This is a genomic window from Cupriavidus sp. 05T313 (assembly GCF_056396665.1).
Genome location: NZ_JBFTLX010000015.1, coordinates 16795 through 40375, shown reverse-complemented (window position 1 = coordinate 40375; position 23581 = coordinate 16795). Strand labels below are relative to the sequence as shown.

Here is a 23581-nt window from a genome sequence, read left to right as displayed (position 1 = left end):
ACGTAGCAATAAAAAAGATGGACCGATAACCCCATCATCAAGGAGACCGTCATGGCATTGACAGGCGTATTGCGCCCCGGGCACGTGGCATTGCGCGTGCTGGAACTCGAACCGGCGCTGAAACACTACACCGAAGTACTCGGACTGATCGAAACCGCGCGCGACGACAAAGGGCGCGTCTACCTGAAGGCCTGGGACGAGCACGACCACCACAGCGTGGTGCTGCGCGAGGCCGACAGCCCGGGCATGGACTACATGGGTTTCCGCGTCGATAGCGGCCGCACGCTGGAACGGCTGGCGCGGGAGGTGGAGCAGTCCGGCCTCGCATCGGATTTCCGGTGGATTCCTGCCGGCGAGCATCCGCATACCGGCGTGCGCTTCCGTTTCACCATTCCCACCGGCCATCCGATCGAGCTCTTCGCCGACAAGGACAAGCTGGGCTGCCTGACCGGCGACAGCAACCCGGACCCGTGGCCGGACGACCTGCGCGGCATGGCGCCCAGCCGCTTCGATCATTGCTTGCTGTATGGCGACGATCTGGATGGCACCGTCAGGCTGTTCCGCGACGTGCTTGGCTTCACGCTGGCCGAGCAGGTGGTGGCCGGCCCGGACAAGATGATGATCGGCGCTTTCCTGACCTGTTCCAACAAGGCGCATGACATTGCGTTCATTCGTCATGCCGAGAAGAACAAGTTCCATCACGCGTCGTTCAACCTGGACAACTGGGGCGAGGTGCTGAAGGCCGCCGACATCATTTCCAAGAAGGATGTGTCGCTCGATATCGRGCCGACGCGGCATGGCATTACGCGCGGCGCCACCATCTACTTCTTTGACCCTTCTGGCAACCGGAATGAGGTCTTCTCCGGCGGGTATATCCACTATCCAGACAAGCCGACCATCACCTGGACCGACAACGAACTGGGCCGGGCGATCTTCTATCACGACCGGAAGCTGAACGATGCGTTCCTGAGTGTATTGACCTGATTCCCGGCGTAGCGTCACGGCCGATGCCAAGTGTTTTCTCCCCTTTCCCGCTTGCGGGAGAGGGGAGAAAGGCGAATCACCAGCAAGATGCGGCGCACGCTGCCGCAACCAGCGAGACAACATGAAAGAGTTCAAGAACTTCATCAACGGCGAATGGGTGGCCACCAACCGCCAGTTCGACGACCGCAACCCGGTCGACAACAGCCTGATCGCCCGTGTGCACGAAGCCGGGCAGGCCGAGGTCGATGCCGCGGTCGCAGCGGCAAGGCAAGCGCTGAAAGGCCCTTGGGGCAAGATGACCGTGGCACGGCGTGTCGAGATACTGCACGCCGTAGCGGACGGCATCAACCGCCGCTTCGACGATTTCCTGCAAGCCGAGATCGCCGACACGGGCAAGCCGCTGTCCCTCGCCAGCCATATCGATATCCCGCGCGGCGCGGCCAACTTCAAGGTCTTCGCCGACCTGATCAAGAATGTGCCGACCGAGAGCTTCGCCATGGCCACGCCGGACGGCGGCGAGGCCATCAACTACGCGGTGCGCTCGCCGCGCGGCGTGATCGGTGTGGTGTGCCCGTGGAACCTGCCGCTGCTGCTGATGACCTGGAAGGTCAGCCCGGCGCTGGCATGCGGCAATACAGTCGTGGTCAAGCCGTCCGAGGAAACCCCCGCCACCGCCACGCTGCTRGGCGAAGTGATGAACGAGGCCGGTGTGCCGCCGGGCGTCTATAACGTGGTCCACGGCTTCGGCCCGGATTCCGCCGGGGCCTTCCTGAGCGCGCACCCGGATGTGAACGGCATCACGTTTACCGGCGAGACCCGTACCGGCGAGGCCATCATGAGAGCCGCCGCCAATGGCGTGCGCCCCGTCTCGTTCGAACTGGGCGGCAAGAACGCCGGCATCGTGTTCGCCGACGCGGACTTCGACAAGGCAGTCGCCGGCATCACCCGCTCGGCCTTCGAGAACAGCGGCCAGGTTTGCCTGGGCACCGAGCGCGTCTACGTGCAGCGGCCCATCTTCGAGCGCTTCGTCGCGGCGCTCAAGGCCAGGGCCGAGGGCTTGCGCATTGGCCGACCGGGCGACGAGGGCGTGAACATGGGCCCGCTGGTGTCGCTGGAGCATCGCGCCAAGGTGCTGTCCTACTACAAGAAGGCGGCGGAGGCGGGCGCCACCGTGGTCACTGGCGGCGGCGTGCCCGAGATGCCCGGCGCGCTGGCCGAAGGCGCCTGGGTGCAGCCCACCATCTGGACCGGGCTGCCCGAGGATGCGGCCGTGATCCGCGAGGAGATCTTCGGCCCCTGCTGCCATATCGCGCCGTTCGATACCGAGGAAGAAGTGATCCACCTTGCCAACGACACGCCTTACGGCCTGGCCGCCACGGTGTGGACATCCAACTTGGGCACCGCCCACCGCATGGGTAGCGCCCTGGACGTCGGCATCTGTTGGATCAACGCCTGGTTCCTGCGCGACCTGCGCACCGCCTTTGGCGGCGCCAAGCAATCCGGCATCGGCCGCGAGGGCGGGGTGCATTCGCTGGAGTTCTATACCGAGCTGCGCAATGTGTGCGTGAAACTGTGAGCCAGTCCATGAAACCCGAACAAATCCTCGACATCGGCGCCAGCCTGCACCACGCGCTGTCCACGCGGCAGGCCGTCGCGCCGCTGACCGGGAGCTACCCCGAGCTGTCCATCGATGATGCCTACCGCATCCAGCTCGCCATGGTGCAGCACCGGCTGGACGCCGGCGAGCACGTGATCGGCAAGAAGATCGGCGTGACCAGCCGGGTAGTGATGGACATGCTCGATGTGCGCCAGCCGGACTTCGGGCACCTGCTCTCCGGCATGGTCTACGCCGATGGCGCGGCCATTGCCGCCGATACGCTGATCGCGCCCAAGGCCGAAGGCGAGATCGCCTTCGTGCTCARGGAAGACCTGGAAGGCCCGGGCGTGACCAATGCCGATGTGCTGCGCGCCACCGCCTACGTGCTGCCGTGCTTCGAGATCGTCGACTCGCGCATCCGCGACTGGAAGATCCGCATCCAGGACACGGTGGCGGACAACGCGTCCTCGGGCGTATTCGTGCTGGGCGATGCGGCGGTGGACCCGCGCGGCCTCGATCTCGGCACGGTCGGCATGACGCTGGAGAAGAACGGCGAGATCGTCGCCACTGGCGCGGGCGCCGCCGCGCTCGGCCATCCGGCCAACGCCGTGGCGTGGCTGGCCAATACGCTGGGCCGCCTCGGCATCGGGCTGAAGAAGGGCGAGGTAATCCTGTCCGGCTCGCTCGCCGCGATGGTGCCGGTCAAGGCCGGCGACCAGCTTCGCATCAGCCTGGGCGGCATCGGCTCGGCCGGTGTGCGCTTCATTTGAACGGACCCCAGATCTGGATAAGCAGCCCGGGACATCGCCATGAAACTCACCCAAGACATCATCCAGCAGCTCGCCGAGCACCTGGAAAACGCCGAGCTCAATCGTGAGCCCGTGCGCAAGATCACCGACACCCATCCCGACATGGACTGGGATGACGCCTATGCCATCCAGGACGCGATCCGGGCACGCAAGGAAGCGCGCGGCACCCGCATCGCCGGCCTCAAGATGGGGCTGACCTCCTTCGCCAAGATGCGCCAGATGGGCGTGACCGAACCGGTCTACGGCTTCCTGACCGACTACGGCGCCTGCATGGACGGCGGCGCCATCGATACCGCATCGCTGATCCATCCCAAGGTGGAAGCCGAGATCGCCTTCGTCCTCAAGCATCCGCTCAAGGGGCCGGGTTGCCATATCGGCGACGTGCTCGCCGCCACCGATTTCGTGCTGCCCGCGGTGGAGGTGATCGACTCGCGCTACGAGAACTTCCGTTTCGACTTGAAGAGCGTGATCGCGGACAACACTTCGTCGGCCCGCTTCGTGGCGGGCGGCACGCATTGCAGCGCGCAAGGCATCGACCTGAAGAACCTCGGCGTGGTGCTGGAGAAGAACGGCGAAGTGGTCGCCACGGCGGCCGGCGCGGCGGTGCTGGGCCATCCGGCCAGCAGCGTGGCCATGCTGGCGAACATGCTCGGTGCGCGTGGGCGCGAGCTGCCGGCGGGCGTCTTCATCATGACCGGCGGCGTGACCGAGGCCATCGCGGTGGCGGCCGGTGACAACATCACGGTGCGCTACCAGCATCTCGGCGCTGTATCGATGCGCTTCGTCTGATGCGCCAGGCCAGCGTGATGGTGGCGCTGTACGATATTGCCCACTCAACCCACACAGCAGGAGAAGAGCCATGCCCATCATGCAAGTGTTTCTGATCGAAGGCCGGACCGAAGAACAAAAGGCCCGCCTGATCAGCGCGCTGACGGACGCCGCCGTGGAATCGATCGGTGCGCCGATCGAGAGCGTGCGCGTGATGATCACCGAGGTGCCCAAGACGCAGTTTGGCATCGCGGGCAAGACAGCGAAGGAACTCGGCCGCTGAGGGAGCGGCATACGGAATGCCTGGCGGCACTGGACTGCCCGGGCACGGAGACAACATGGACATGAAAGCAGGCGCCGGCGGCAGCCATCCGCCCGGCAAGCACAAGGTAGCCATCATCGGTTCGGGCAACATCGGCACGGACCTGATGATCAAGGTAATGCGCCACGGCCGGCATCTGGAGATGGGTGCCATGGTCGGCATCGACGCCGCGTCGGACGGCCTGGCCCGGGCCGCGCGGCTGGGCGTGCCCACCACGGCCGAGGGCATCGAAGGCCTGGTGAGGATGGACGGATTCGGCGAGATCCGCATCGCCTTCGATGCCACCTCTGCCGGCGCGCATTCGCACCACAACAAGATCCTGCAGCAGCACGGCATCCAGGTGATCGACCTGACCCCGGCCGCGATCGGGCCTTACGTTGTGCCGGTGGTCAACCTGGACCAGCAGCTCGGCGCCAGCAATATCAATATGGTCACCTGCGGCGGCCAGGCCACCATCCCGATGGTGGCGGCGGTATCGCGCGTGGCGAAGGTGCACTATGCCGAGATCGTCGCGTCCATCTCCAGCAGGTCGGCCGGGCCGGGCACGCGCGCCAATATCGATGAGTTCACCGAGACCACCAGCCAGGCGATCTGCTCGGTAGGCGGCGCGGCGCGCGGCAAGGCCATCATTGTGCTGAACCCGGCGGAGCCGCCGCTGATGATGCGCGACACGGTGTTTACGCTATCCGAGAACGCCGACGAAGCGGCGATGGAAGCCAGCGTGGAAGCCATGGCGAAGGCGGTGCAGGCCTATGTGCCCGGCTACCGGCTCAAGCAGCGCGTGCAGTTCGAGCGCATCGATCCGTCCGCGCCGTTGAACATCCCGGGGCTGGGGCCGATGAGCGGGCTAAAGACATCGATTTTCCTCGAAGTGGAAGGCGCCGCCCACTACCTGCCCGCTTATGCCGGCAACCTCGACATCATGACCAGCGCCGCGCTCGCCTGCGCCGAGCGCCTGGCGGAAACCCGGCTGGCCGCGTAAGCGGCGGGCGCACGGAGACAACACATGACCCAGCAAGCCACGCAGAAGAAACTCTATATCTCGGATGTCACGCTGCGCGACGGCAGCCACGCCATCCGCCACCAGTACAGCCTGGACGACGTGCGCCGCATCGCGGCGGCGCTGGACGCGGCCAGGGTGGATTCGATCGAAGTCGCGCACGGCGATGGCCTGGCCGGCTCCAGCTTCAACTACGGCTTCGGCGCGCATACCGATCTCGAATGGATCGCCGCCGCGGCCGAAACGGTACGCCATGCAAAGGTCGCCACCCTGCTGCTGCCCGGCGTGGGCACCGTGCACGACCTGCGCGCCGCGTACGACGCCGGCGCGCGCGTGGTGCGGGTTGCCACGCACTGTACCGAGGCCGATGTCTCGCGCCAGCATATCGAGTACGCGCGCGAACTCGGCATGGACACGGTGGGCTTCCTGATGATGAGCCACATGACCACGCCCGCCGCGCTGGCGCAGCAAGCCAGGTTGATGGAAAGCTATGGCGCGCAGACTGTCTATGTGGTGGATTCCGGCGGCGCGCTCAATATGAACGACGTGCGCGACCGCTTCCGCGCCTTCAAGGATGTGCTCAAGCCGGAAACCCAGACCGGCATGCACGCGCACCACAACCTGAGCCTGGGCGTGGCCAACTCCATCGTCGCCGTGGAGGAGGGGTGCGACCGCGTCGACGCCAGCCTGGCCGGCATGGGCGCGGGCGCCGGCAACGCGCCGCTGGAGGTATTCATCGCCGCGGCGAGCAGGCTGGGCTGGCACCATGGCTGCGACCTCTACACGCTGATGGATGCCGCCGACGAGATCGTGCGCCCGCTGCAGGACCGCCCGGTGCGGGTGGATCGCGAGACGCTGGCGCTGGGCTATGCCGGCGTCTATTCCAGCTTCCTGCGCCATGCCGAGGCCGCGGCCGCGCGTTATGCGCTGAAGACCGTCGACATCCTGGTGGAACTGGGCAAGCGCCGCATGGTGGGCGGCCAGGAAGACATGATCGTCGATGTGGCGCTGGATCTGGTGGCGCGGCGCGAGGCGGGAGCAACGCGGATCGCGGCGTAAGGCAGGGCGCCCGCGTCGGGCGCGGGCGCCGCTTCCCTCAAGCCTGCGCCGGTTCCTCCTCCACCCTCGTCATCCGCCGTATCGCCTGCGGCGGCTGCCCGAATGCCCGCAGGAACGCCCGCCGCATCCGCTCGCGATCGCCGAAACCGGTCTCGCGCGCCACCACGTCGACCGGGTGCCGGCCGGACTCCATCATCAGCCGCGCGGCTTCGATGCGCAGGTGTTCCACCGCCTTGGCCGGGGTTTGCCCGGTCTCCTCGCGGAAGGCGCGGCTGAACTGGCGGGGGCTGAGGTTCGCGGCGTTGGCCAGTTGCTCGACCGACAAGCCTTCATGCAGGTTTTGCCGGGCAAAGGCGAGGGCGGACTGGATGCGATCGGATTTGGGTTCGAGTTCCAGCAGCGCGGAGAACTGCGATTGCCCGCCGGCGCGGCGGTGATAGACCACGAGCTTGCGCGCCACCTGGCGCGCGATCACGGCGCCGGCATCCTTCTCGACCAGCGCGAGCGCCAGGTCGATGCAGGCGGTCATGCCTGCCGAGGTCCACACGGGCCCGTCGATGATGAAAATGCGGTCTTCCTCCACGCTGACCCCGGGATAGGCACGCCGCAACCGGGCCGCATAGAACCAGTGGGTGGTGGCGCGGCGGCCGTCGAGCAGGCCCGCTTCGGCAAGGTTGAACGCGCCGGTGCAGGTGGCGCAGACGCGCCGGGTGGAAGTTGCCGCTTGCCGGAGGAACGCCACCAGGCCCGGCGACGCGGGCTGGATATCGTTGTCGCCGACTACCAGCAGGGTATCGAACGCCTCATCGCCGAATGGCTCGGTAGTAACCGAAAAGCCGGCCGAGGTGGCTACCGGGCCGCCATGCTCGGACAGCAGGCGGACGTCGTAGAGGGCCTTGCCGGCGGTGCGGTTGGCGAACTCCAGGACCGTGGTGACGCCCAGGTTCATGACCTGGAACCCAGGATAAAGGACGATTCCGATACGTAGCATGGCGAATCCCGACGATGGCGGAAAAGGTGGCATCTATGACATTGATGCCACTGGATTATGCACCTAATCTTCGTTCCGTGAGGGCCGGCATGGGGCCGGCAGCAGCATCGGAGAACGAACATGGCAGCAACCACAGCAACCACAGCAACCACAGCAACCACAGCAACCACAGCAACCACGCTGCATCGCGGCACGGCCTTGATTACCGGGGCATCCTCGGGGATCGGCGCCGTCTACGCGGACCGGCTTGCCCGGCGCGGCTACGACCTGATCCTGGTCGCACGCAACCGCGAACGGCTCGCCAGGCTGGCCGGCCGCCTGACCAGCGAGACCGGGCGCTCCGTCGAGATCGTGACCGCGGACCTTGGCGCGGACGCCGACGTCGGCCGCCTTGAGACGCTGCTGCGCACCGACGCCAGCATCACATTGCTGGTCAACAATGCGGGCATCGGCGCCGCCGGTCCGTTGCTCGAGTCAGATGCCGCCAAGATGCAGGCGATGATTGCACTCAATGTCACGGCGCTGACCCGGCTGACCTACGCCGCCGCGCATGGACTCGTGGCCCGCGGCAGGGGGACGATCATCAACATTGCGTCGATCGTGGCGGTGGCGCCCGAGCTGCTCAACGGCGTGTACGGCGGATCAAAGGCCTTTGTGCTGGCCTTTACGCAGTCGCTCCAGCACGAGCTGGCGGACAAGGGGGTGCGGGTGCAGGCTGTGCTGCCCGGCGCGATCCGCACGGAGTTCTGGGATGTGGCCGGGAAGCCGGTGGAGAGCCTGCCGCAAGGGTGGGTGATGAGCGCGGACGACCTGGTCGACGCGGCCCTGTCCGGGCTGGACCAGGGCGAAGTGGTGACGCTGCCGTCTCTGCCGGACGCGGCCGACTGGGACGCCTTCGAGGCCGCCCGCGCGGCGCTGGGGCCGAACCTGTCGCGCAGCGTGCCGGCGGCGCGCTTCAAGGTGGCTGCGGCAAGCTGAGGCTGACGGTGGCCGGGACGCAAGCTTCAGTGGCTGGCGTCCCGAAAGCTCAGGCGCGCCGCCACACCGGGGACTCCGCCACCACCACCTTGCGCGGCAGGATCTTCTGGCTGGTGAAGGCATCCGCAATGCGCTGCTGCTCGTCGAGCGATGCCGCGTCCACGGTCTGCACCTGGTAGGTCCGGCGGCGGTTGGCGGCTTCCACGGTGGGTGCGTCCAGGCCAATCAGCGGTGCTTGCCATTGCGCGGCGACGGCGGGGTTTTGCTTGATCCATTCGCCGGCGCGGCGCAGCTCATCGTAGACCACCGCCAGCACGTCCGCATGCCGCTGCGCATAGGGCGTGGCGGCCAGGTAGAAGCGCCGGTAACTCGACAGGCCCTTGCCGTCGCGCAGGATGCGGGCGTTGGCCTGGCGTTGCACGGCTGCCAGGAAAGGGTCCCAGATCACCCAGGCCGCCACGCTCCCGCGCTCGAAGGCGGCGCGCGCGTCGGCCGGGCTCAGGTAGGCGGGCTCGATGTCGCGGATCGACAGGCCCGCGCTGGCCAGGGCTTCGAGCAGCAGGTAATGCGCGCCCGCCCCCTTGGCAAAAGCGATGCGCTGGCCCTTGAGCTGCGCGATTTCCCTGATCGGCGAATCCTGCCGCACCACGATCGCCTGCGCCTCGGGCGAGGGCGTCTCGATGGCGTAGTAGGTCAGGTTGGCGCCGGCAGCGAGCGCGAAGGGCGGCACCGCGTCGGCCACGTCGGCGCTCAGGTCGAGATTGCCGATATTGAGCGACTCCAGCAGCGGCAGCCCGGAGGTGAATTCATACCATTGCACCGACGCGCCCAGTGGCGCCAGTGCCTTCTCCAGCGTCTCGCGCGATTTCAGCAGGATCATCAGCGTGGACGATTTCTGGAAGCCGATGCGTAGCGTGTGTTTTTGCGCCTGCGCCTGCGCGCGCGCGGGCAAGGCCAGGCCGAATGTCGCTGCGGTGCCCGCGGTGGCCAGGCTGCCCACCACGATTTGCCGGCGCCGCCTGTCGAATGCCCTTGTCAACTTTGTCATTGTCRCTCTCCCCGTGTGTTCCGCCGACTCCATCATCAGCACAAGAGCGTAGGGCATGGCACGGGGGCGGGGAACGAAGAATGCCGCAGTTGCTTATGCGGGGAGGTGTGGATAAGCCGGCGCCGGTGCGTGCCGATGTGCATGATGGCGCGTCAAAGAAAGGTCCAATGAATATCGGCTGGGTCGAGTGCGTTAGACTTCATCAAGCTCGACGCTGTGATTCTGATATCTACTAGGTCCTTTCGCAGAGAATCCCATATGAAACCGACCAAAGCATGTCCTGTCGTGCTGAGAACAGCGCAGAACCGCCTTGAGATCCTGGCATTTGAGCACCCCCTGGCCGGTCTACAGATTATCAAGGGCACTATCGAGGCCGAAGAACATCCCGCGGATGCCGCCGTCCGCGAACTGTGCGAAGAGTCTGGTGTAAATGGAGTGGCTACGGTCGACTTGGGCTTATGGCAATCCGGTTACGAACACCAGATATGGTCTCTGCACATCTGTGAGGCGACCCGTTCGCTACCGAACAATTGGGTGCATCACGCAAAGGACGATGGCGGTCATGACTTCAGATTTTTTTGGCATCCGTTAGGTCACGCTCCATCGGATCGGTGGCATTGGCTGTTCAGAAATGCACTCTCGACCATTGAAATGCGACTCGCAGAGCTTGTATAGCATCGGACCAACTTCCGCTTAGCGTCGTTTTGAGACCCTCACCCCATCACGCAGATCGGCGAAGAGCCAAAAAAAAGAGCCCCGCATGGGGGCTCCCTGGCAGCGCCGCGCCATCGGTGCGCGGCCTGGCTTAGCGCTGGTACGCCGGAGGCAGGAAGCCGGCAAAACGCTGCTGCGTGGTGGCCTTGAACTCCGGCGACTGGTACGCGTCGCGGATGTCCTTGACGAACGGCTTGCCGGTGTCGGCGGTGCGCACGGCAACCAGGTTCATGTAGTAGTCGGGGATCTTCTCCAGGCTCAGCGCCTCGGTCAGCTTGAGGCCCGAGGACAACGCGAAGTTGCCGTTGACGAAGGCATAGTCCACGTCGTCGAGCGAGCGCGGCAGTTGCGCGGCTTCGAGCTGGATCAGCTTGAGCTTGTTCGGATTCCCTTCGATATCGCGCTCGCTGGCACGGATCGGGTCCGTGCCGGCCTTCAGCGTGATCCAGCCGATCTGCTGCAGCATGGCGATGGCGCGCGCCAGGTTGGACGGATCGTTGGGCAGCGACACCGAAGCGCCCGGCTTCACTTCCGTCAGCGACTTGTGCTTGCGGCTATAGATGCCGATCGGCGCGGTGGGCACCTGGATGACTTCGGACAGTTGCAGCTTGCGGTCGCCGGAGAACTTCTTCAGGTAGGCCACGTGCTGAAACGCGTTGGCGTCGATGGCGCCATCGGCCAGCGCCAGGTTGGGCTGCACGTAGTCGCTGAATTCAACGATGGTGACCTTGTAGCCCTTCTTTTCCAGCAGGGGCTTGATGCCGTAGCGGATCTGGTCGGAGTACGGACCGGCGGTGGCGCCGAAGCGGATTTCCTTCTTGTCCGGATCGGCCGCGCCGGCCGTCTGGATAACGCCAAGCGCGAGCACCGCGGCAATCAGTCGAATCCCGAAACCCATCTTCATCTAAAGCTCCCCTTATTGGATTATGTGCATCGTGGCGTGCCGGCGTGGCGCCAACAAGCAGGCCATTGTAGGGAAGTTGATACGTTCAAGGAACGAGTAAATGTGCATGGTCATATAACGCTGGTGCATAAGCAAGGATTGCGATTCCAGGCGCTTTGTACAGGCATCGGTTATTGCGCTGCGGAATATGCATATGGCAATTGCATCGTTGCGGGATAACCCGGATTGCGGCTAGTATTGAGACGTCTCCTCCGTTCCCCCCAAGGGAATTGGGTTTGCGCCCGCTTAACCAGCGGGCGTTTTTATTTGGGTCACTGCATGCACGGCGCCGGTTTTATTGAGGCGGCGGAAACGATGCTGCGCGACTGGGAGCAAGCGTCGTAGTCTCCGGAGTGACATCAGGACCAACGCGCGGAAACCGGACGGCAGAAAGCTAAAAGGCCGGTGGCACCATGCCACCGGCCTTTTTCGCCAGCGCCGCGCCGCGGCGCTACACACGCAGGACTCAGGCCGCAGCCAGCGCCCGCTCCAGGTCTTCCAGCAGATCGTCGATATGCTCGATGCCGATCGACAGCCGCACCATGTCTTCGCTGACACCGGCGGCCTTCAGTTCCGCCGCGTCGAGCTGACGGTGCGTGGTCGATGCCGGATGCGTTGCCAGCGACTTGGCGTCGCCGATGTTGACCAGGCGCGTGAACAGCTGCAACGCATCGAGGAAGCGTGCACCGGCTTCGCGGCCGCCGCTCTTCAGGCCAAACGACAAAATGCCCGGCCCGCGTCCGCCCAGGTAGCGTTGTACCAGCGCGTGGTCCGGGTGCTCGGGCAGGCCGGCGAAGTTGACCCATTCCACCTTCGGGCTGGCCTTCAGGTGACGCGCCACCGCCAGCGCGTTCTCGGTGATGCGGTCCAGCCGCAGCGCCAGCGTCTCGATGCCTTGCAGGATCAGGAAGGCATTGAACGGCGACAGCGCCGCGCCGGTATTGCGCAGCGGCACCACGCGCGCGCGGCCGATATAGGCGGCGGCGCCGAGCGCTTCGGTGTAGACCACGCCGTGGTAGGACACGTCGGGTTCGTTCAGGCGCTTGAAGCGTGCCTTGTGCTCGGCCCACGGGAACTTGCCGCTGTCGACGATGGCGCCGCCCACGCTGTTGCCATGGCCGCCCAGGTATTTGGTGAGCGAGTGCACGACGATGTCGGCGCCGTGTTCGAAGGGCCGGCACAGGTAGGGCGACGGCACGGTGTTGTCGACGATCAGCGGGATGCCGTGGTTGTGCGCCACCTTGGCAATGGCTTCGATGTCGACGATATTGCCCAGCGGATTTCCCACGGATTCGACGAAGATCGCCTTGGTGCGCGCGTCCACCAGGTCGCCGAAGGCGGCGGGATTGCGGCCGTCGGCAAAGCGGGTCTCGATGCCGGACAGCGGCAGCGTGTGGGCAAACAGGTTGTAGGTGCCGCCGTAGAGCTGGCTGGCCGAGATGATGTTGTCGCCGGCCTCGGCGATGGTCTGGATGGCGTAGGTGATGGCCGCCATGCCGGACGCCAGCGCCAGCGCGCCCACGCCGCCCTCGAGCGCGGCCAGGCGCTGCTCAAGCACGTCGTTGGTGGGATTCATGATGCGGCTGTAGATATTGCCGGGCACCTTGAGGTCGAACAGGTCGGCGCCGTGCTGCGCGTTGTCGAACGCATAGGCCACGGTCTGGTAGATGGGCACGGCCACCGCACGGGTGGTCGGGTCCGGGGAGTAGCCGCCGTGAACGGCAATCGTCTCGATTTTCATGATGTCGTTGTCTTCTTGTTGGAATGATGGCGCTCAGGAGCAGGCATGGTAGCAGTCGTGGCTCCCGCATGTCACCGTGGCGGACCGTGGCCGGGGCCGCCGCGGATCCGCTCAGTGGCTGGCCAGCGGGAAGCTTGCCTGCCAGACGTTGTCCTTCACCTTGACGGCGGTGGGGATCAGTTTTTGCTCATGGAACAGGTCGGCCACCTGCTGCTGGACGGCGACCACCTCCGGCGTTACCGGCGTGGCGCCGTACGGCACGCGCTTGAGCCAGGCTTCGACCACCTGTATGTCCAGGCCCACGGCGGGCGCCAGCAGGGCGGCGGTCTCGCCGGGGTTCTTCACCACCCACAGCCCGGTCGTGCGCAGTTGCTCCAGGATGGCGTTGACGATCTGCGGCTGCGCCTTGACGAAGCCGTTGGCGGCTTCATAGAAGTTGAAGGGCGAGGGCACGCCTTCGTAGTCGGCGATAGTGCGCACCTTCAGCGCCTTTTGCGCCAGCGCGTAGTACGGGTCCCAGACCACCCACGCGTCCACGTTGCCGCTCTCGAAGGCGGCGCGCGCATCGGCCGGCGGCAGGTAGATGGGCTGGATGTCTTGCAGGCTGAGGCCATGCTTCTTCAGCAACTGCACCAGCAGGTAGTTGGAGCTGGAGCCCTTCTGCAGGGCGATGCGCTTGCCCCTGAGATCGGCCACGGAGCGGATGGAGGATTTCTCCGGCACGAACAGCGCCTCGTTGGTCTTGCCACCGGGCTCGGCGCCGACGTAGACGAAGTTGGCGCGCGCGGCCTGGGCGAAGACAGCCGGCGGTGCGCCGGTGTAGCCAAAATCGATGCCGCCGGCGTTGAGCGCTTCGAGCAGTTGCGGGCCGGCGGGGAATTCCTTCCACTCCACCTTGAAGCCGAGCGGGGCGAGCTTTTTCTCCAGCGAGCCCTGGGCCTTTAGCACGGCAAGCAGGCCGGCCTTCTGGTAGCCCACGCGCACGGCCAGGTCGGCGGCATGGCCGGCGGCGGACCAGGACAGCGCGGCGATAGCCAGGGCGCGGCCCGCGAAGGGCAGCCAGCGGCGGAAAGGATGCATTGCGATTTCTCCGGGAAGGGTCTTGGTTTGTCTGCGGCCCTATGGTTGCGAAATCGCGCGGGGAGGGGAACGAAGCTTATTGCATTTGAATAGAACGGCGCCGGGTGATACCCATGAATGTGATCGATGTCACGCTCCGCGTGTGATGGCGCCCCTTCCTGGATTGGTGCAGCTGCTTTCAAGGGTGCGCACCCCTGCGACACCTTGCCGCAGGCAAAATTATCCTGAACTAGTGCGGAGTTGAACGTGGGATGGGCGGAGAAGTTGCATTGTCCGATTTGCTGAACAGTGTGTTCTAGCTCACGGGTTTACCCTCAATGCTGCGATGCGGTAGATTTCGCGCCACGATGTCAGACGTACCGCGACCCTCACCTGAATACCCTGTTTGCCCGCCGGGCGAACATACCGGGCGTCGCCGTGCCGACATCCTCCTGTGTGGACCACCGCAGTCCCACAATGATCCGTCCCACAAGGACCAAGCCAGCCTGCCCCTGATCGGTGCGTCGCCTGGCACACAGGGCGCTTGACCCGGATCTGACCCAGTTTCCCCCAGCCTTAAGCCTGCCGCTTGCTCCCGCATCCGGCAGCAAAACCGCGCCGCGCCGTCGCTGCCGTGGCCAACTCAACCAGTCGTGACATGAAGATACCCAAACTTCCGCGTTGGACGCGGTTACTGCCTTGCGCCGCCCTGCTGCTGGCCGGATGCAACATGACCGTGCTAGATCCGAAGGGCCAGATTGGCGCCGACGTCAAAAACATCATCCTGATCGCGACCTGGCYGATGCTGCTGGTCGTGATTCCGGTGATCGTCCTGGTCTTTACCTTCGCCTGGAAGTACCGCGCCAGCAATAAGTCGGCCCGCTACGAGCCGGACTGGTCGCACTCCACCGGTATCGAAGTGGTGGTGTGGCTGATTCCCTGCCTGATCATCCTGGTGCTGGGCATCATCACGTGGAAGTCCTCTCACGACCTGGACCCTTACAAGCCCATCGAATCCAACGTCAAGCCCGTCACCATCGAGGCCGTGGCGATGAACTGGAAGTGGCTGTTCATYTATCCGGAACTGGGTATCGCCACGGTCAACGAGATCGCGTTCCCGGTCAACACGCCGGTGAACTTCAAGATCACGTCCGATTCGATCATGAACTCCTTCTTCATCCCGCAACTGGGCAGCCAGGTGTACGCCATGGCGGGCAYGGAGACCAAGCTGCACCTGATCGCCAACGAGAACGGCATCTTTGACGGCATGTCGGCCAACTACAGCGGCGGCGGCTTCTCCGGCATGAAGTTCAAGGCCAAGGCGGTCTCCAACTACGACTTCGAACAATGGGTCAAGCAGGTCCGCGCTTCGTCGAACCAGCTGACCCTGGCCGACTACAGCGAACTGGCCAAGCCCAGCGAGGCGAATCCCGTGGCGCTCTACGCCAAGGTCGATCCGCAGCTGTACCACGGCATCCTGCACAAGTACATGGACGGCGCAGGCGGCGCGATCGCCGGTAACGGCACGTCGTTCGGTCCTGTCTGCACCTCGCGCAACACCCTTGGCGTGAGCCAGGTGTCCATGGCCGCGCCCGCTACGCCGGCGCCGGGCTCGAATTCCTAGGAGTTAAGATGTTTGGCAAATTGAGTTTGGATGCCATCCCGTTCCACGAGCCCATCATCATGGGCACGTTGTCGATGGTGGCATTGGGTGGGGTGGCGCTATGCGCGCTGATCACCTATTTCGGCAAGTGGAAGTGGTTGTGGAACGACTGGTTCACCTCGGTCGACCATAAGAAGATCGGCATCATGTACACCGTGGTTGCGCTGATCATGCTGCTGCGCGGCTTTGCCGACGCCATCATGATGCGTACCCAGCTGGCCCTGTCCACCAACGGCGCCACCGGCATTTTGCCGCCCGAGCACTACGACCAGATCTTCACCGCCCACGGCGTGATCATGATCTTCTTCGTGGCGATGCCGCTGATGACGGGCCTGATGAACCTGGTGGTGCCGCTGCAGATCGGCGCGCGCGACGTGGCTTTCCCGTTCCTCAACACGCTGAGCTTCTGGCTGTTCGTGGCCGGCGCCATGCTGGTCAACGTCTCCCTGGGCGTTGGCGAGTTCGCGCGTACCGGCTGGCTGGCCTACCCGCCGCTGTCCGGGATTGCGTACAGCCCCGGGGTGGGGGTGGACTACTACCTCTGGAGCTTGCAGATCTCGGGTCTCGGCACCTTGCTGACCGGCGTCAACTTCCTGGTGACCATCCTCAAGATGCGCGCGCCGGGCATGACCCTGATGCGCATGCCGGTGTTCACCTGGACCGCCCTGTGCACCAACGTGCTGATCATCGCCGCTTTCCCGGTGCTGACCGTCACGCTGGGCCTGCTGGGCCTGGACCGCTATCTCGGTATGCACTTCTTTACCAATGAGATGGGCGGCAACGCCATGATGTACGTGAACCTGATCTGGATCTGGGGCCACCCCGAGGTGTACATCCTGATCCTGCCGGCGTTCGGCATCTTCTCGGAAATCATCTCGACGTTCTCGGGCAAGAAGCTGTTCGGCTACAAGGGCATGGTCTACGCGACCAGCGCCATCATGGTGCTGTCGTTCCTGGTCTGGCTGCACCACTTCTTCACSATGGGYTCSGGCGCCARCGTSAACKCSTTCTTCGGCATCACCACGATGATCATCTCCATCCCGACCGGGGTGAAGATCTTCAACTGGCTGTTCACCATGTACCGCGGCCGCGTGCAGATGACCACGCCCGTGCTGTGGACGCTGGGCTTCATGGTCACCTTCGTGATCGGCGGCATGACCGGCGTGCTGATGGCAGTGCCGGCGGCTGACTTCGTGCTGCACAACAGCCTGTTCCTGATCGCCCACTTCCACAACGTGATCATCGGCGGCGTGCTGTTCGGCTACCTGGCCGGCATTACCTACTGGTTCCCCAAGGCGTTCGGCTTCAAGCTTGACGAAGGCCTGGGCAAGTGCGCGTTCTGGTGCTGGATCATCGGCTTCTACCTGGCCTTCATGCCGCTGTACGCGCTGGGCTTCATGGGCATGACCCGCCGTCTGAACCATACCGACAACCCGGCGTGGAACCCGTACCTGTACGTGGCCGTGGTGGGTGCGCTGTTTGTCGGCCTCGGCATCGTGTTCCAGGTCCTGCAGATCGTTGTCAGCGTGCGCCGCCGCAACGAACTGCGCGACGTCACCGGCGATCCCTGGGGTGGCCGTACCCTGGAGTGGGCAACTTCGTCGCCGCCGCCGTTCTACAACTTCGCGCACACCCCGGTGGTGCGTGACCTCGACGCCTTCGCCGACATGAAGGCACGCGGCGAGCTGCCGCAGATGCAGGCGCACTACGAGCAGATCCACATGCCGAAGAACACCGGCGCTGGCTTCTACATCGGTGCCTTCAGCCTGGCGCTCGGCTTCGCCCTGACCTGGCATATCTGGTGGCTGGCGGCGGTTGGCCTGGTGGGCATGATCGTCAGCTTCATCTTCCGCAGCAACGACGACCATATCGACTACTACGTGCCCGCACGTGAAGTCGAGGCGGTTGAGTCGAGCCATTTCCAGCGCATCGCGTCACAGGCCTGAATCGAATCATGACGACTGAAGCTCTACATCGTTATCCCGCGCATGCCGCCGACGCGGCGCATGCCCACTCGCACGACCACGCCCATCACGACACCAGTGCCAACACGGTGTTCGGTTTCTGGGTGTACCTGATGAGCGACTGCATCATCTTCGCCGGACTGTTCGCCGCTTTCGCGGTGCTGCGCGGCGAAGTGGCGGGCGGCCCCTCGGGCAAGGAACTGTTCGAACTGAACTACGTCCTGGTCGAGACCTTCCTGCTGTTGTTCAGCAGCCTGACCTCCGGCATGGCGATGATCGCGCTGCACAACGGCCAGCGCGCCCGCCTGCAGTTCTGGCTCGGCGTGACCTTCCTGCTGGGCGTGGCGTTCATCGGCATGGAAATCAACGAGTTCCATCACATGATCGCCGAAGGCGCGGGTCCGGAACGCAGCGCGTTCCTGTCCTCCTTCTTCACGCTGGTGGGCACCCACGGCCTGCACGTGGCCAGCGGCCTGCTGTGGATGGCCGTGCTGATGTGGCAGATCTCCCGCAAGGGCCTGACCGCCACCATGACCAAGCGCCTGGCCTGCTTCGCGCTGTTCTGGCACTTTCTGGACATCGTCTGGATCGGCGTGTTCACCGTGGTCTACCTGATGGGAGCGATGTAATGGAACACAGCAACGTTTCTACCGCCGGCGCGCACGACGCGCATGGCACCACGTCGGCCGGCGCTAGCCACGGCAGCGTCAAGTCCTATGTGATCGGCTTCGTGCTGGCGGTGATCCTGACCGTCATCCCGTTCAAGCTGGTGATGGGCGGCACGCTGGAAGCCTCCACCACGCTGGCCGTGATCCTGGGCCTGGCCGTGGTGCAGATCGTTGTGCACCTGGTCTACTTCCTGCATCTGGACAGCTCCTCGGAGCAGCGCTGGAACGTGATGGCGCTGGCCTTCACCGCGCTGATCCTGCTGATCGTGGTGGCGGGCTCGCTGTGGATCATGCACAACATGAACAGCAATATGATGGTGCACTGAGCGATCTGTGCATCAGCGCTGACAAAGGCGGCCTCCGGGCCGCCTTTGTCGTTTTGCGCCCGGCATGGGCGCGATCCTGGCGGGACGGTCCTGAATTGACCTATGCTGGTTGAGTGCGAAGGACAGCAGCAAGAATTGGCGAGCGCCGTTACCGCCAGCATTCTTGAGAGGAGGGATGCGCCATGAAGGAATCATCCATCAAGGTGGGCGTCATCACGGACCAGACGGGGCCGCTCTCGTTCGCGGGAATCGCCAATGCAAACGTGGCCAGGATGGTGATCGATGACATCAACGCAACGGGTGGCTTGCTGGGGCGGCAAATAGATCTGTACCTTGAGGACAGCGCGACCACGGACAGCGTAGCGGAAGCCAAAGCTGCCAAGCTCATCCGGCAGGATCAGGTCGATGTGCTCTTCGGTGGCATTTACAGCTCCACGCGGCAGGCGATCAAGGGTCCTGCCGTAGTGAATGGCAAGAAGCTCTACATTTACCCGGAGCAATACGAGGGACAGGAATGTGACCCGCTGATCTTCTGCACAGGCCCGGTGCCAGCGCAGCAGGTTGAGCCTCTCATACCCTGGCTGATGCAGCAAACGGGGGCGAGGAAATTCTACCTGCCGTCAGCGGACTATATCTGGCCGCGCACGATGAACAAGAAGGTCCGTCAGGTTGTCACGGCCCACGGCGGCTCGATTGCCGGAGAGGAGTACTTTCCCCTCGATCACGCCGACTATGGCAAGACAATCGACCTGATCGCGTCCACTGGCGCAGAGGTGGTATTCAATACCATCGTCCCTCCCGGGCTCACGCCGTTCCTCGAGCAGCTCTACCGCTCCGGTTTCACGCAGCGAGGCGGATACATAGTCTGCACGTATTTCGACGAGAATTTCCTGAACCTGGTGCCGGCCGCGCATGTGGAGGGCCTGTACAGTTGCCTCGACTACTACCAGAACGTCAGCGATGCCTTCAGCAAGACACTGATCGATCAGTACGACAAGCGCTATCCGGGCACTGCCAGGTTCACTGCCGGCAGCGCGTGTTCGGGCATGTACCGGGGCCTGAGGCTCTGGGAGGCTGCGGTCAAGGAGGCGGGCTCGCTAAAGCAGGAGGATGTCATCAAGGCGCTAGACCACGCAAGGATTGCTGAAGGGCCCGGTGGTCCGGCTGAAATGGTGCCCGGTCAGCATCACGTTCGCATGAACATGTACATTGCACAGGCAAGCAACGGCAGCTTCAGGATTGTCAAAAGCCTGGGGGTTGTCGATCCGAAGGAGTGCATGCAAGGCATCAGCTAGGCAATGCAAAGTGGCCGGGCGCGAACCGCCCGGCGCGGACCCGCATGCCGTTGCCTTAGGCCGCCGCGCTTGCCGGGGCAGCGTGATTAGCCGGCTCGCCGTGCCTGGGCGCCCCCGACTTCACCGCCACGCTCCGCCTCCCATCCACGCTGACCGGTACATCGCCCGCTATGGTCACGCGGCGCACTACGCGGTGCGCGTCGCCGTAGTCGTTGATCGCATAGTGCTGCGTCGCGCGGTTATCCCAGATCGCCACGTCGTTCGCGCGCCAGCGCCAGCGCACGGTGTTTTCCAGGCGATGCACGTGATCCTGCAGCACGGAAACCAGATGCTGCGAATCGGACGACGAGTAGCCCAGCAGCTTCCTGACGAAATGCCCCAGCACCAGCGTGCGCTCGCCGGTCTCCGGATGCACGCGCACCACCGGGTGCTCGGTTTCGTAGATGGCGGAAGTGAACACTTCGCGATAGCGCTTGATGGCCTCGGTGCTGGCCGTATTGCGGGTGGCCGCGTAATCGTAGTCGTTGGTGTGGAGCGCCCAGAGCCGGTCGGCCAGTTCGCGCAATGCCTCCGGCAGATCCAGGTAGGCCGTCGCCGTATTGGCCCACACGGTGTCGCCGCCGGCCTCCGGAATGACCACGCCACGCAGCACGGAGACCTGCGGGTAGGCCAGGTCGAATGTCACATCGGTATGCCAGGAGTTGGCACGGCCGCCGTGCCCGGAATCGAGTTCGAGCAGGAACCGCGTGCCGTCGCGCGAGGGCACGGTAGGGTGGGGCACCGGTGTGCCGAACAGGCTGGCGAAGCCTTCCTGCGCGGCATCGTCGRGGTGGTCCTGGCCGCGGAAAAACAGCACCTTGTGGCGCAACAGCGCGGCGCGCACGGCGCCGAAGGTGGCGGCATCGAGGTCCGGCGCCAGCTTTAGCCCGCGGATCTCGGCGCCGATGCGCCCCGCTACCGGGTGGATGTCTAGCGTGACTTGGGCTGCGGTTTGCTGCTGGGTCATCTGGGATTCTCCTGTGGGTGGCAATAAAGGGCGCGATCAGGGGAGCAATATAGGGTGCGATTCAGATCGCGAACCGGATATGCGGCGGCAACCCGCCGCCGGCGTCGGGATCCGGCAGGCGCCGGATGGGCGCTTCGGCCAGGTCGGCCGGGCGCCCGGTGAATTCCTGCAGCACATCGTCCTTGACCCGCGCGAAGGACAGCGCCGCGCGGTCGCGCGGATGCGCCAGCGGCACCGGCAGGATGCGGCGGATGCGGCCGGGGCGCGGTTCCATCACCACCACGCGGTCGCCCAGGTAGATGGCTTCCTCCACATCGTGCGTGACCAGGATCATGGTGATGCCCTCGGCCTGCCAGATGCGGTGCAGCTCCTGTTGCAGGTAGGCGCGGGTCAGCGCATCGAGCGCGCCGAAGGGTTCGTCCAGCAGCAGGATCTCCGGGCGCGTGACCAGCGCGCGGGCGATGGCCACGCGCTGCGACATGCCGCCGGAGAGCTGGTGCGGAAACGCGGTCTCGAAGCCGGCCAGCCCGACCAGCCCGATATGCTCGCGCACGGTGCGGCGTTTCCCGGCCTCGGTCAGGTCGGCGTTGAGCAGCGCCATGCGGATGTTCTGCTCCACCGTCAGCCAGGGAAACAGCCGGTGCTCCTGGAACACGATGCCGCGGTCCAGGCTGGTGCCGGCCACGCGCTTGCCGTCGAGCAGGATCTCGCCTTTGTAGTCCTCCTCCAGCCCCACCACCAGCCGCAGCAGCGTGGATTTGCCGCAGCCGCTGGCGCCGACGATGCTGACGAACTCGCCGGGCGCGATCGAGAGGGTGATGTCTTCCAGTACGGGCAAGGGCTCGCCCTTGACTTCATATTGCTTGCGCAGGTGCTCGATGCTGAGCGTGCCGGCATGGGCCATGAGCGGGTTTCTCCAGTGAGTTGTTGGGAGAGCCGGCGATTCAGAACGCGGCGACGGAGCGGCCGCGCCATGCCAGCAGGCGGCTTTCGATACGGCTGGCGATCCAGTTCAGCGTGAAGCCGACCAGCCCGACCACGATCACGCCGAAGATCACCAGGTCCATCCAGAAATTCTCGCGGCCATCGGTCATGGTATTGCCGATGCCTTTGCCGGAGACCAGCATGTACTCGGCGCCGAGCGTGGCCAGCCATGCGTAGATCAGGGCCAGGTGGATGCCGGCAAAGATCGACGGCGAGGCCGACGGCAGCACCACGCGCAGCAGCACCTGCCAGCGCGAGTACTTCAGCACGCGGGCCACTTCCAGCAGGTCCGCGGGCACGCCGCGGATGCCTTCGAAGGTATTGAGCACCACGGGGAAGAACGCCGCCAGCGACAGGAACACCACCTTGGCGGTGTCGCCCAGGCCGAACCACACCGAGATCAGCGGAATCCACGCAAACAGCGAGATCTGCTTGATGGTGTGGAAGGTCGGGCCGAACAATTGCTCGAACAGCCGCGACAGCCCCAGCGCGGTGCCGAACACCAGGCCCACGCTGGCGCCGAGCGCGAAGCCCGCCAGGTCGCGCCACAGGCTGGCGGAGAGCGCCACGAAGAGGGCGCCGCTGCGCACCTGCTGCACCGCCGTGTCCCAGACCTTGGAAACCGGCACCAGCAGCGGCGAGGTGCTCCAGCCGAAACGCACCGCGGCCCACCAGAGGACGATCAGCGCGACCGGCAGGACCCAGCCGCGCAGCGCGCGAGGCATGCGCACGGCACGTGCGCTGGCGGATCGGGTGGTTGGCGTCGTGATTGCATTGGCCATCCTGGCCTCCTTGTATTGCAGCGATCAAAGGCCCGGCTTGCRCCAGCGCAGCACCGCGCGCTCGGCCAGCGCCAGCACCTTGTCCAGCGCGAACCCGACCGCGCCCACCACGATCACCGCGGCGATCACCATATCGAGCTGGAACAGTTGCCTGCCATAAACGATCATGTAGCCGAGCCCTTCGGATGATGCGAGCAGCTCCACCACCACCAGCGCCAGCCAGGCGTGCGTCAGCCCATAGCGGATGCCATTCCAGACCGGCGCGGCCGCGGCGGGAAACACCACCCGCGACAGCAGTTGCCAGCGCGTGAACTTCAGCACCCGCGCCACTTCGATATAGCGCGTGGGCACGTTCTGGATGCCCTTGTACGTATTGAGCGCGATCGGCACCAGCGAGGCCTTGGCGATCAGGATGATCTTGAGCGCTTCGTCGATGCCTACCAGCAGCATCAGCAGCGGCAGCCAGCCCAGCACGGGCACCTGGCTGAAGGCCTTGAAGGTGGGATAGACGTAATCGCGGAAGCCGGGCGACAGGCCCATCGCCACGCCCAGCGCCAGCCCGCCGGCCAGGCCCAGGGCAAAGCCGCCCGCCACCCGCAGCGCGCTGACGGCCAGGTTGGCCTGCAGCTCGCCGCTCTGGTACAGCTCGGCGAGCGTGTGCCAGACCGCGTCGGGCGCGGGCAGGACCTGCGGCGGGATCCATGCGAAGCGTGCCGCCACGTACCAGGCCAGCAGCAGCGCCAGCGGCACCGGCCAGGCCAGCAGCCAGGCGGCGTGATGCAGGCCGGGGCGCCAGTGGCGGTGCGCCTTGCCGCCGTGCTCGGGCGCTGGCCCGGCTGAAACAGGCCGGGCCAGCGCAAGGGAATCGTCGGCGGCCATC

At 65.0% G+C, this 23581-nt stretch carries 23 protein-coding genes; 14 read left to right on the top strand and 9 right to left on the bottom strand.

The genetic code is table 11. The annotated features are described in order from the left end of the window. Positions 1-51 precede the first annotated feature (51 nt). From AC1DKD_RS05940 to dmpG, 7 genes are all read left to right on the top strand, one after another. Positions 52-984 carry a catechol 2,3-dioxygenase gene (locus AC1DKD_RS05940; protein WP_477143073.1) on the top strand — a complete coding sequence of 311 codons (933 nt, stop codon included), beginning with the start codon at positions 52-54 and terminating at the stop codon, positions 982-984. 121 nt (positions 985-1105) lie between these two features. Continuing rightward, positions 1106-2560 carry a 2-hydroxymuconic semialdehyde dehydrogenase gene (locus tag AC1DKD_RS05935; RefSeq protein WP_441629377.1) on the top strand — a complete coding sequence of 485 codons (1455 nt, stop codon included), beginning with the start codon at positions 1106-1108 and terminating at the stop codon, positions 2558-2560. An 8-nt stretch (positions 2561-2568) separates the two neighbouring features. After that, positions 2569-3351 (top strand): 2-oxopent-4-enoate hydratase, encoded by a 783-nt coding sequence (gene dmpE / locus AC1DKD_RS05930; protein ID WP_477143072.1) that lies wholly within the window; start codon positions 2569-2571, stop codon positions 3349-3351. Between the two features lie 39 nt (positions 3352-3390). After that, positions 3391-4179, top strand: a complete 789-nt coding sequence (gene dmpH / locus AC1DKD_RS05925; protein ID WP_441629375.1) for a 2-oxo-3-hexenedioate decarboxylase — start codon at positions 3391-3393, stop codon at positions 4177-4179. Next, entirely contained in the window at positions 4121-4441 is a 321-nt protein-coding gene (locus AC1DKD_RS05920; RefSeq protein ID WP_441629374.1) for a 2-hydroxymuconate tautomerase, read from the top strand. The genes dmpH and AC1DKD_RS05920 overlap by 59 nt, the downstream gene beginning before the upstream one ends. A gap of 55 nt (positions 4442-4496) precedes the next feature. Then, positions 4497-5462: an acetaldehyde dehydrogenase (acetylating) gene (locus tag AC1DKD_RS05915; protein WP_441629373.1), complete on the top strand. Its 966-nt coding sequence runs from the start codon at positions 4497-4499 to the stop codon at positions 5460-5462. Between the two features lie 24 nt (positions 5463-5486). Then, entirely contained in the window at positions 5487-6539 is a 1053-nt protein-coding gene (dmpG, locus tag AC1DKD_RS05910) for a 4-hydroxy-2-oxovalerate aldolase (RefSeq protein WP_441629372.1), read from the top strand. A gap of 37 nt (positions 6540-6576) precedes the next feature. On the opposite strand, the gene AC1DKD_RS05905 is transcribed toward dmpG, so the two are convergent. Next, positions 6577-7530 (bottom strand): GlxA family transcriptional regulator, encoded by a 954-nt coding sequence (locus tag AC1DKD_RS05905; protein ID WP_441629371.1) that lies wholly within the window; start codon positions 7528-7530, stop codon positions 6577-6579. A gap of 120 nt (positions 7531-7650) precedes the next feature. Here AC1DKD_RS05905 and AC1DKD_RS05900 point away from each other — a divergent pair, with 120 nt between their 5' ends. Further along, positions 7651-8508, top strand: coding sequence for an SDR family NAD(P)-dependent oxidoreductase (locus tag AC1DKD_RS05900; RefSeq protein ID WP_441629370.1), 858 nt, complete (start codon positions 7651-7653; stop codon positions 8506-8508). A 49-nt stretch (positions 8509-8557) separates the two neighbouring features. On the opposite strand, the gene AC1DKD_RS05895 is transcribed toward AC1DKD_RS05900, so the two are convergent. Further along, positions 8558-9556 carry an aliphatic sulfonate ABC transporter substrate-binding protein gene (locus tag AC1DKD_RS05895; protein ID WP_441629369.1) on the bottom strand — a complete coding sequence of 333 codons (999 nt, stop codon included), beginning with the start codon at positions 9554-9556 and terminating at the stop codon, positions 8558-8560. Positions 9557-9814: 258 nt separating this feature from the next. Between AC1DKD_RS05895 and AC1DKD_RS05890 the strand changes: the two genes are divergently transcribed. Further along, the gene (locus AC1DKD_RS05890) at positions 9815-10231 is read left to right on the top strand and encodes an NUDIX hydrolase (RefSeq protein WP_441629368.1); all 417 of its coding nucleotides are present in this window, start codon (positions 9815-9817) and stop codon (positions 10229-10231) included. Positions 10232-10361: 130 nt separating this feature from the next. Here AC1DKD_RS05890 and AC1DKD_RS05885 read toward each other — a convergent pair whose 3' ends face one another. The 3 genes from AC1DKD_RS05885 to AC1DKD_RS05875 form a co-directional block, all read right to left on the bottom strand. Then, a complete protein-coding gene (locus tag AC1DKD_RS05885) occupies positions 10362-11174 on the bottom strand; it encodes a MetQ/NlpA family ABC transporter substrate-binding protein (protein ID WP_441629367.1) in 813 nt (270 codons plus the stop codon). Between the two features lie 505 nt (positions 11175-11679). After that, entirely contained in the window at positions 11680-12954 is a 1275-nt protein-coding gene (locus AC1DKD_RS05880) for an O-acetylhomoserine aminocarboxypropyltransferase/cysteine synthase family protein (protein ID WP_276288202.1), read from the bottom strand. Positions 12955-13065: 111 nt separating this feature from the next. Continuing rightward, complete coding sequence (locus tag AC1DKD_RS05875; RefSeq protein ID WP_441629366.1) at positions 13066-14034, bottom strand: aliphatic sulfonate ABC transporter substrate-binding protein; 969 nt, start codon at positions 14032-14034, stop codon at positions 13066-13068. Between the two features lie 637 nt (positions 14035-14671). Between AC1DKD_RS05875 and cyoA the strand changes: the two genes are divergently transcribed. From cyoA to AC1DKD_RS05850, 5 genes are all read left to right on the top strand, one after another. Next, entirely contained in the window at positions 14672-15637 is a 966-nt protein-coding gene (cyoA, locus tag AC1DKD_RS05870) for a ubiquinol oxidase subunit II (RefSeq protein WP_477143071.1), read from the top strand. Positions 15638-15645: 8 nt separating this feature from the next. Further along, entirely contained in the window at positions 15646-17622 is a 1977-nt protein-coding gene (gene cyoB / locus AC1DKD_RS05865) for a cytochrome o ubiquinol oxidase subunit I (RefSeq protein WP_477143070.1), read from the top strand. 8 nt (positions 17623-17630) lie between these two features. Beyond that, a complete protein-coding gene (gene cyoC / locus AC1DKD_RS05860; RefSeq protein ID WP_035866678.1) occupies positions 17631-18269 on the top strand; it encodes a cytochrome o ubiquinol oxidase subunit III in 639 nt (212 codons plus the stop codon). Continuing rightward, positions 18269-18634, top strand: a complete 366-nt coding sequence (locus tag AC1DKD_RS05855) for a cytochrome o ubiquinol oxidase subunit IV (RefSeq protein WP_035866677.1) — start codon at positions 18269-18271, stop codon at positions 18632-18634. The genes cyoC and AC1DKD_RS05855 overlap by 1 nt, the downstream gene beginning before the upstream one ends. Before the next feature lie 182 nt (positions 18635-18816). Continuing rightward, entirely contained in the window at positions 18817-19929 is a 1113-nt protein-coding gene (locus AC1DKD_RS05850; protein WP_441629364.1) for a substrate-binding protein, read from the top strand. 55 nt (positions 19930-19984) lie between these two features. On the opposite strand, the gene AC1DKD_RS05845 is transcribed toward AC1DKD_RS05850, so the two are convergent. The 4 genes from AC1DKD_RS05845 to AC1DKD_RS05830 all read right to left on the bottom strand — a co-directional run bounded on the left by AC1DKD_RS05845 (position 19985) and on the right by AC1DKD_RS05830 (position 23580). Beyond that, positions 19985-20935, bottom strand: coding sequence for a TauD/TfdA dioxygenase family protein (locus AC1DKD_RS05845; protein ID WP_477143069.1), 951 nt, complete (start codon positions 20933-20935; stop codon positions 19985-19987). Between the two features lie 61 nt (positions 20936-20996). Next, positions 20997-21839 carry an ABC transporter ATP-binding protein gene (locus AC1DKD_RS05840; protein WP_441629362.1) on the bottom strand — a complete coding sequence of 281 codons (843 nt, stop codon included), beginning with the start codon at positions 21837-21839 and terminating at the stop codon, positions 20997-20999. Between the two features lie 40 nt (positions 21840-21879). After that, entirely contained in the window at positions 21880-22701 is an 822-nt protein-coding gene (locus AC1DKD_RS05835) for an ABC transporter permease (RefSeq protein ID WP_441629361.1), read from the bottom strand. A 24-nt stretch (positions 22702-22725) separates the two neighbouring features. Continuing rightward, on the bottom strand, positions 22726-23580 hold the full coding sequence (locus tag AC1DKD_RS05830) for an ABC transporter permease (protein ID WP_477143068.1): 855 nt from the start codon (positions 23578-23580) through the stop codon (positions 22726-22728). Between the last annotated feature and the right edge of the window lies 1 nt (position 23581).

Excerpts from the sequence above, each read along its gene's own strand:
- dmpH (WP_441629375.1), top strand. The coding sequence starts at position 3,391 with ATGAAACTCACCCAAGACATCATCCAGCAGCTCGCCGAGCACCTGGAA.
- AC1DKD_RS05915 (WP_441629373.1), top strand. The coding sequence starts at position 4,497 with ATGGACATGAAAGCAGGCGCCGGCGGCAGCCATCCGCCCGGCAAGCAC.
- dmpG (WP_441629372.1), top strand. The coding sequence starts at position 5,487 with ATGACCCAGCAAGCCACGCAGAAGAAACTCTATATCTCGGATGTCACG.
- AC1DKD_RS05905 (WP_441629371.1), bottom strand. The coding sequence starts at position 7,530 with ATGCTACGTATCGGAATCGTCCTTTATCCTGGGTTCCAGGTCATGAAC.
- AC1DKD_RS05900 (WP_441629370.1), top strand. The coding sequence starts at position 7,651 with ATGGCAGCAACCACAGCAACCACAGCAACCACAGCAACCACAGCAACC.
- AC1DKD_RS05895 (WP_441629369.1), bottom strand. The coding sequence starts at position 9,556 with ATGACAAAGTTGACAAGGGCATTCGACAGGCGGCGCCGGCAAATCGTG.
- AC1DKD_RS05890 (WP_441629368.1), top strand. The coding sequence starts at position 9,815 with ATGAAACCGACCAAAGCATGTCCTGTCGTGCTGAGAACAGCGCAGAAC.
- AC1DKD_RS05885 (WP_441629367.1), bottom strand. The coding sequence starts at position 11,174 with ATGAAGATGGGTTTCGGGATTCGACTGATTGCCGCGGTGCTCGCGCTT.
- AC1DKD_RS05880 (WP_276288202.1), bottom strand. The coding sequence starts at position 12,954 with ATGAAAATCGAGACGATTGCCGTTCACGGCGGCTACTCCCCGGACCCG.
- AC1DKD_RS05875 (WP_441629366.1), bottom strand. The coding sequence starts at position 14,034 with ATGCATCCTTTCCGCCGCTGGCTGCCCTTCGCGGGCCGCGCCCTGGCT.
- cyoC (WP_035866678.1), top strand. The coding sequence starts at position 17,631 with ATGACGACTGAAGCTCTACATCGTTATCCCGCGCATGCCGCCGACGCG.
- AC1DKD_RS05855 (WP_035866677.1), top strand. The coding sequence starts at position 18,269 with ATGGAACACAGCAACGTTTCTACCGCCGGCGCGCACGACGCGCATGGC.
- AC1DKD_RS05850 (WP_441629364.1), top strand. The coding sequence starts at position 18,817 with ATGAAGGAATCATCCATCAAGGTGGGCGTCATCACGGACCAGACGGGG.
- AC1DKD_RS05840 (WP_441629362.1), bottom strand. The coding sequence starts at position 21,839 with ATGGCCCATGCCGGCACGCTCAGCATCGAGCACCTGCGCAAGCAATAT.
- AC1DKD_RS05835 (WP_441629361.1), bottom strand. The coding sequence starts at position 22,701 with ATGGCCAATGCAATCACGACGCCAACCACCCGATCCGCCAGCGCACGT.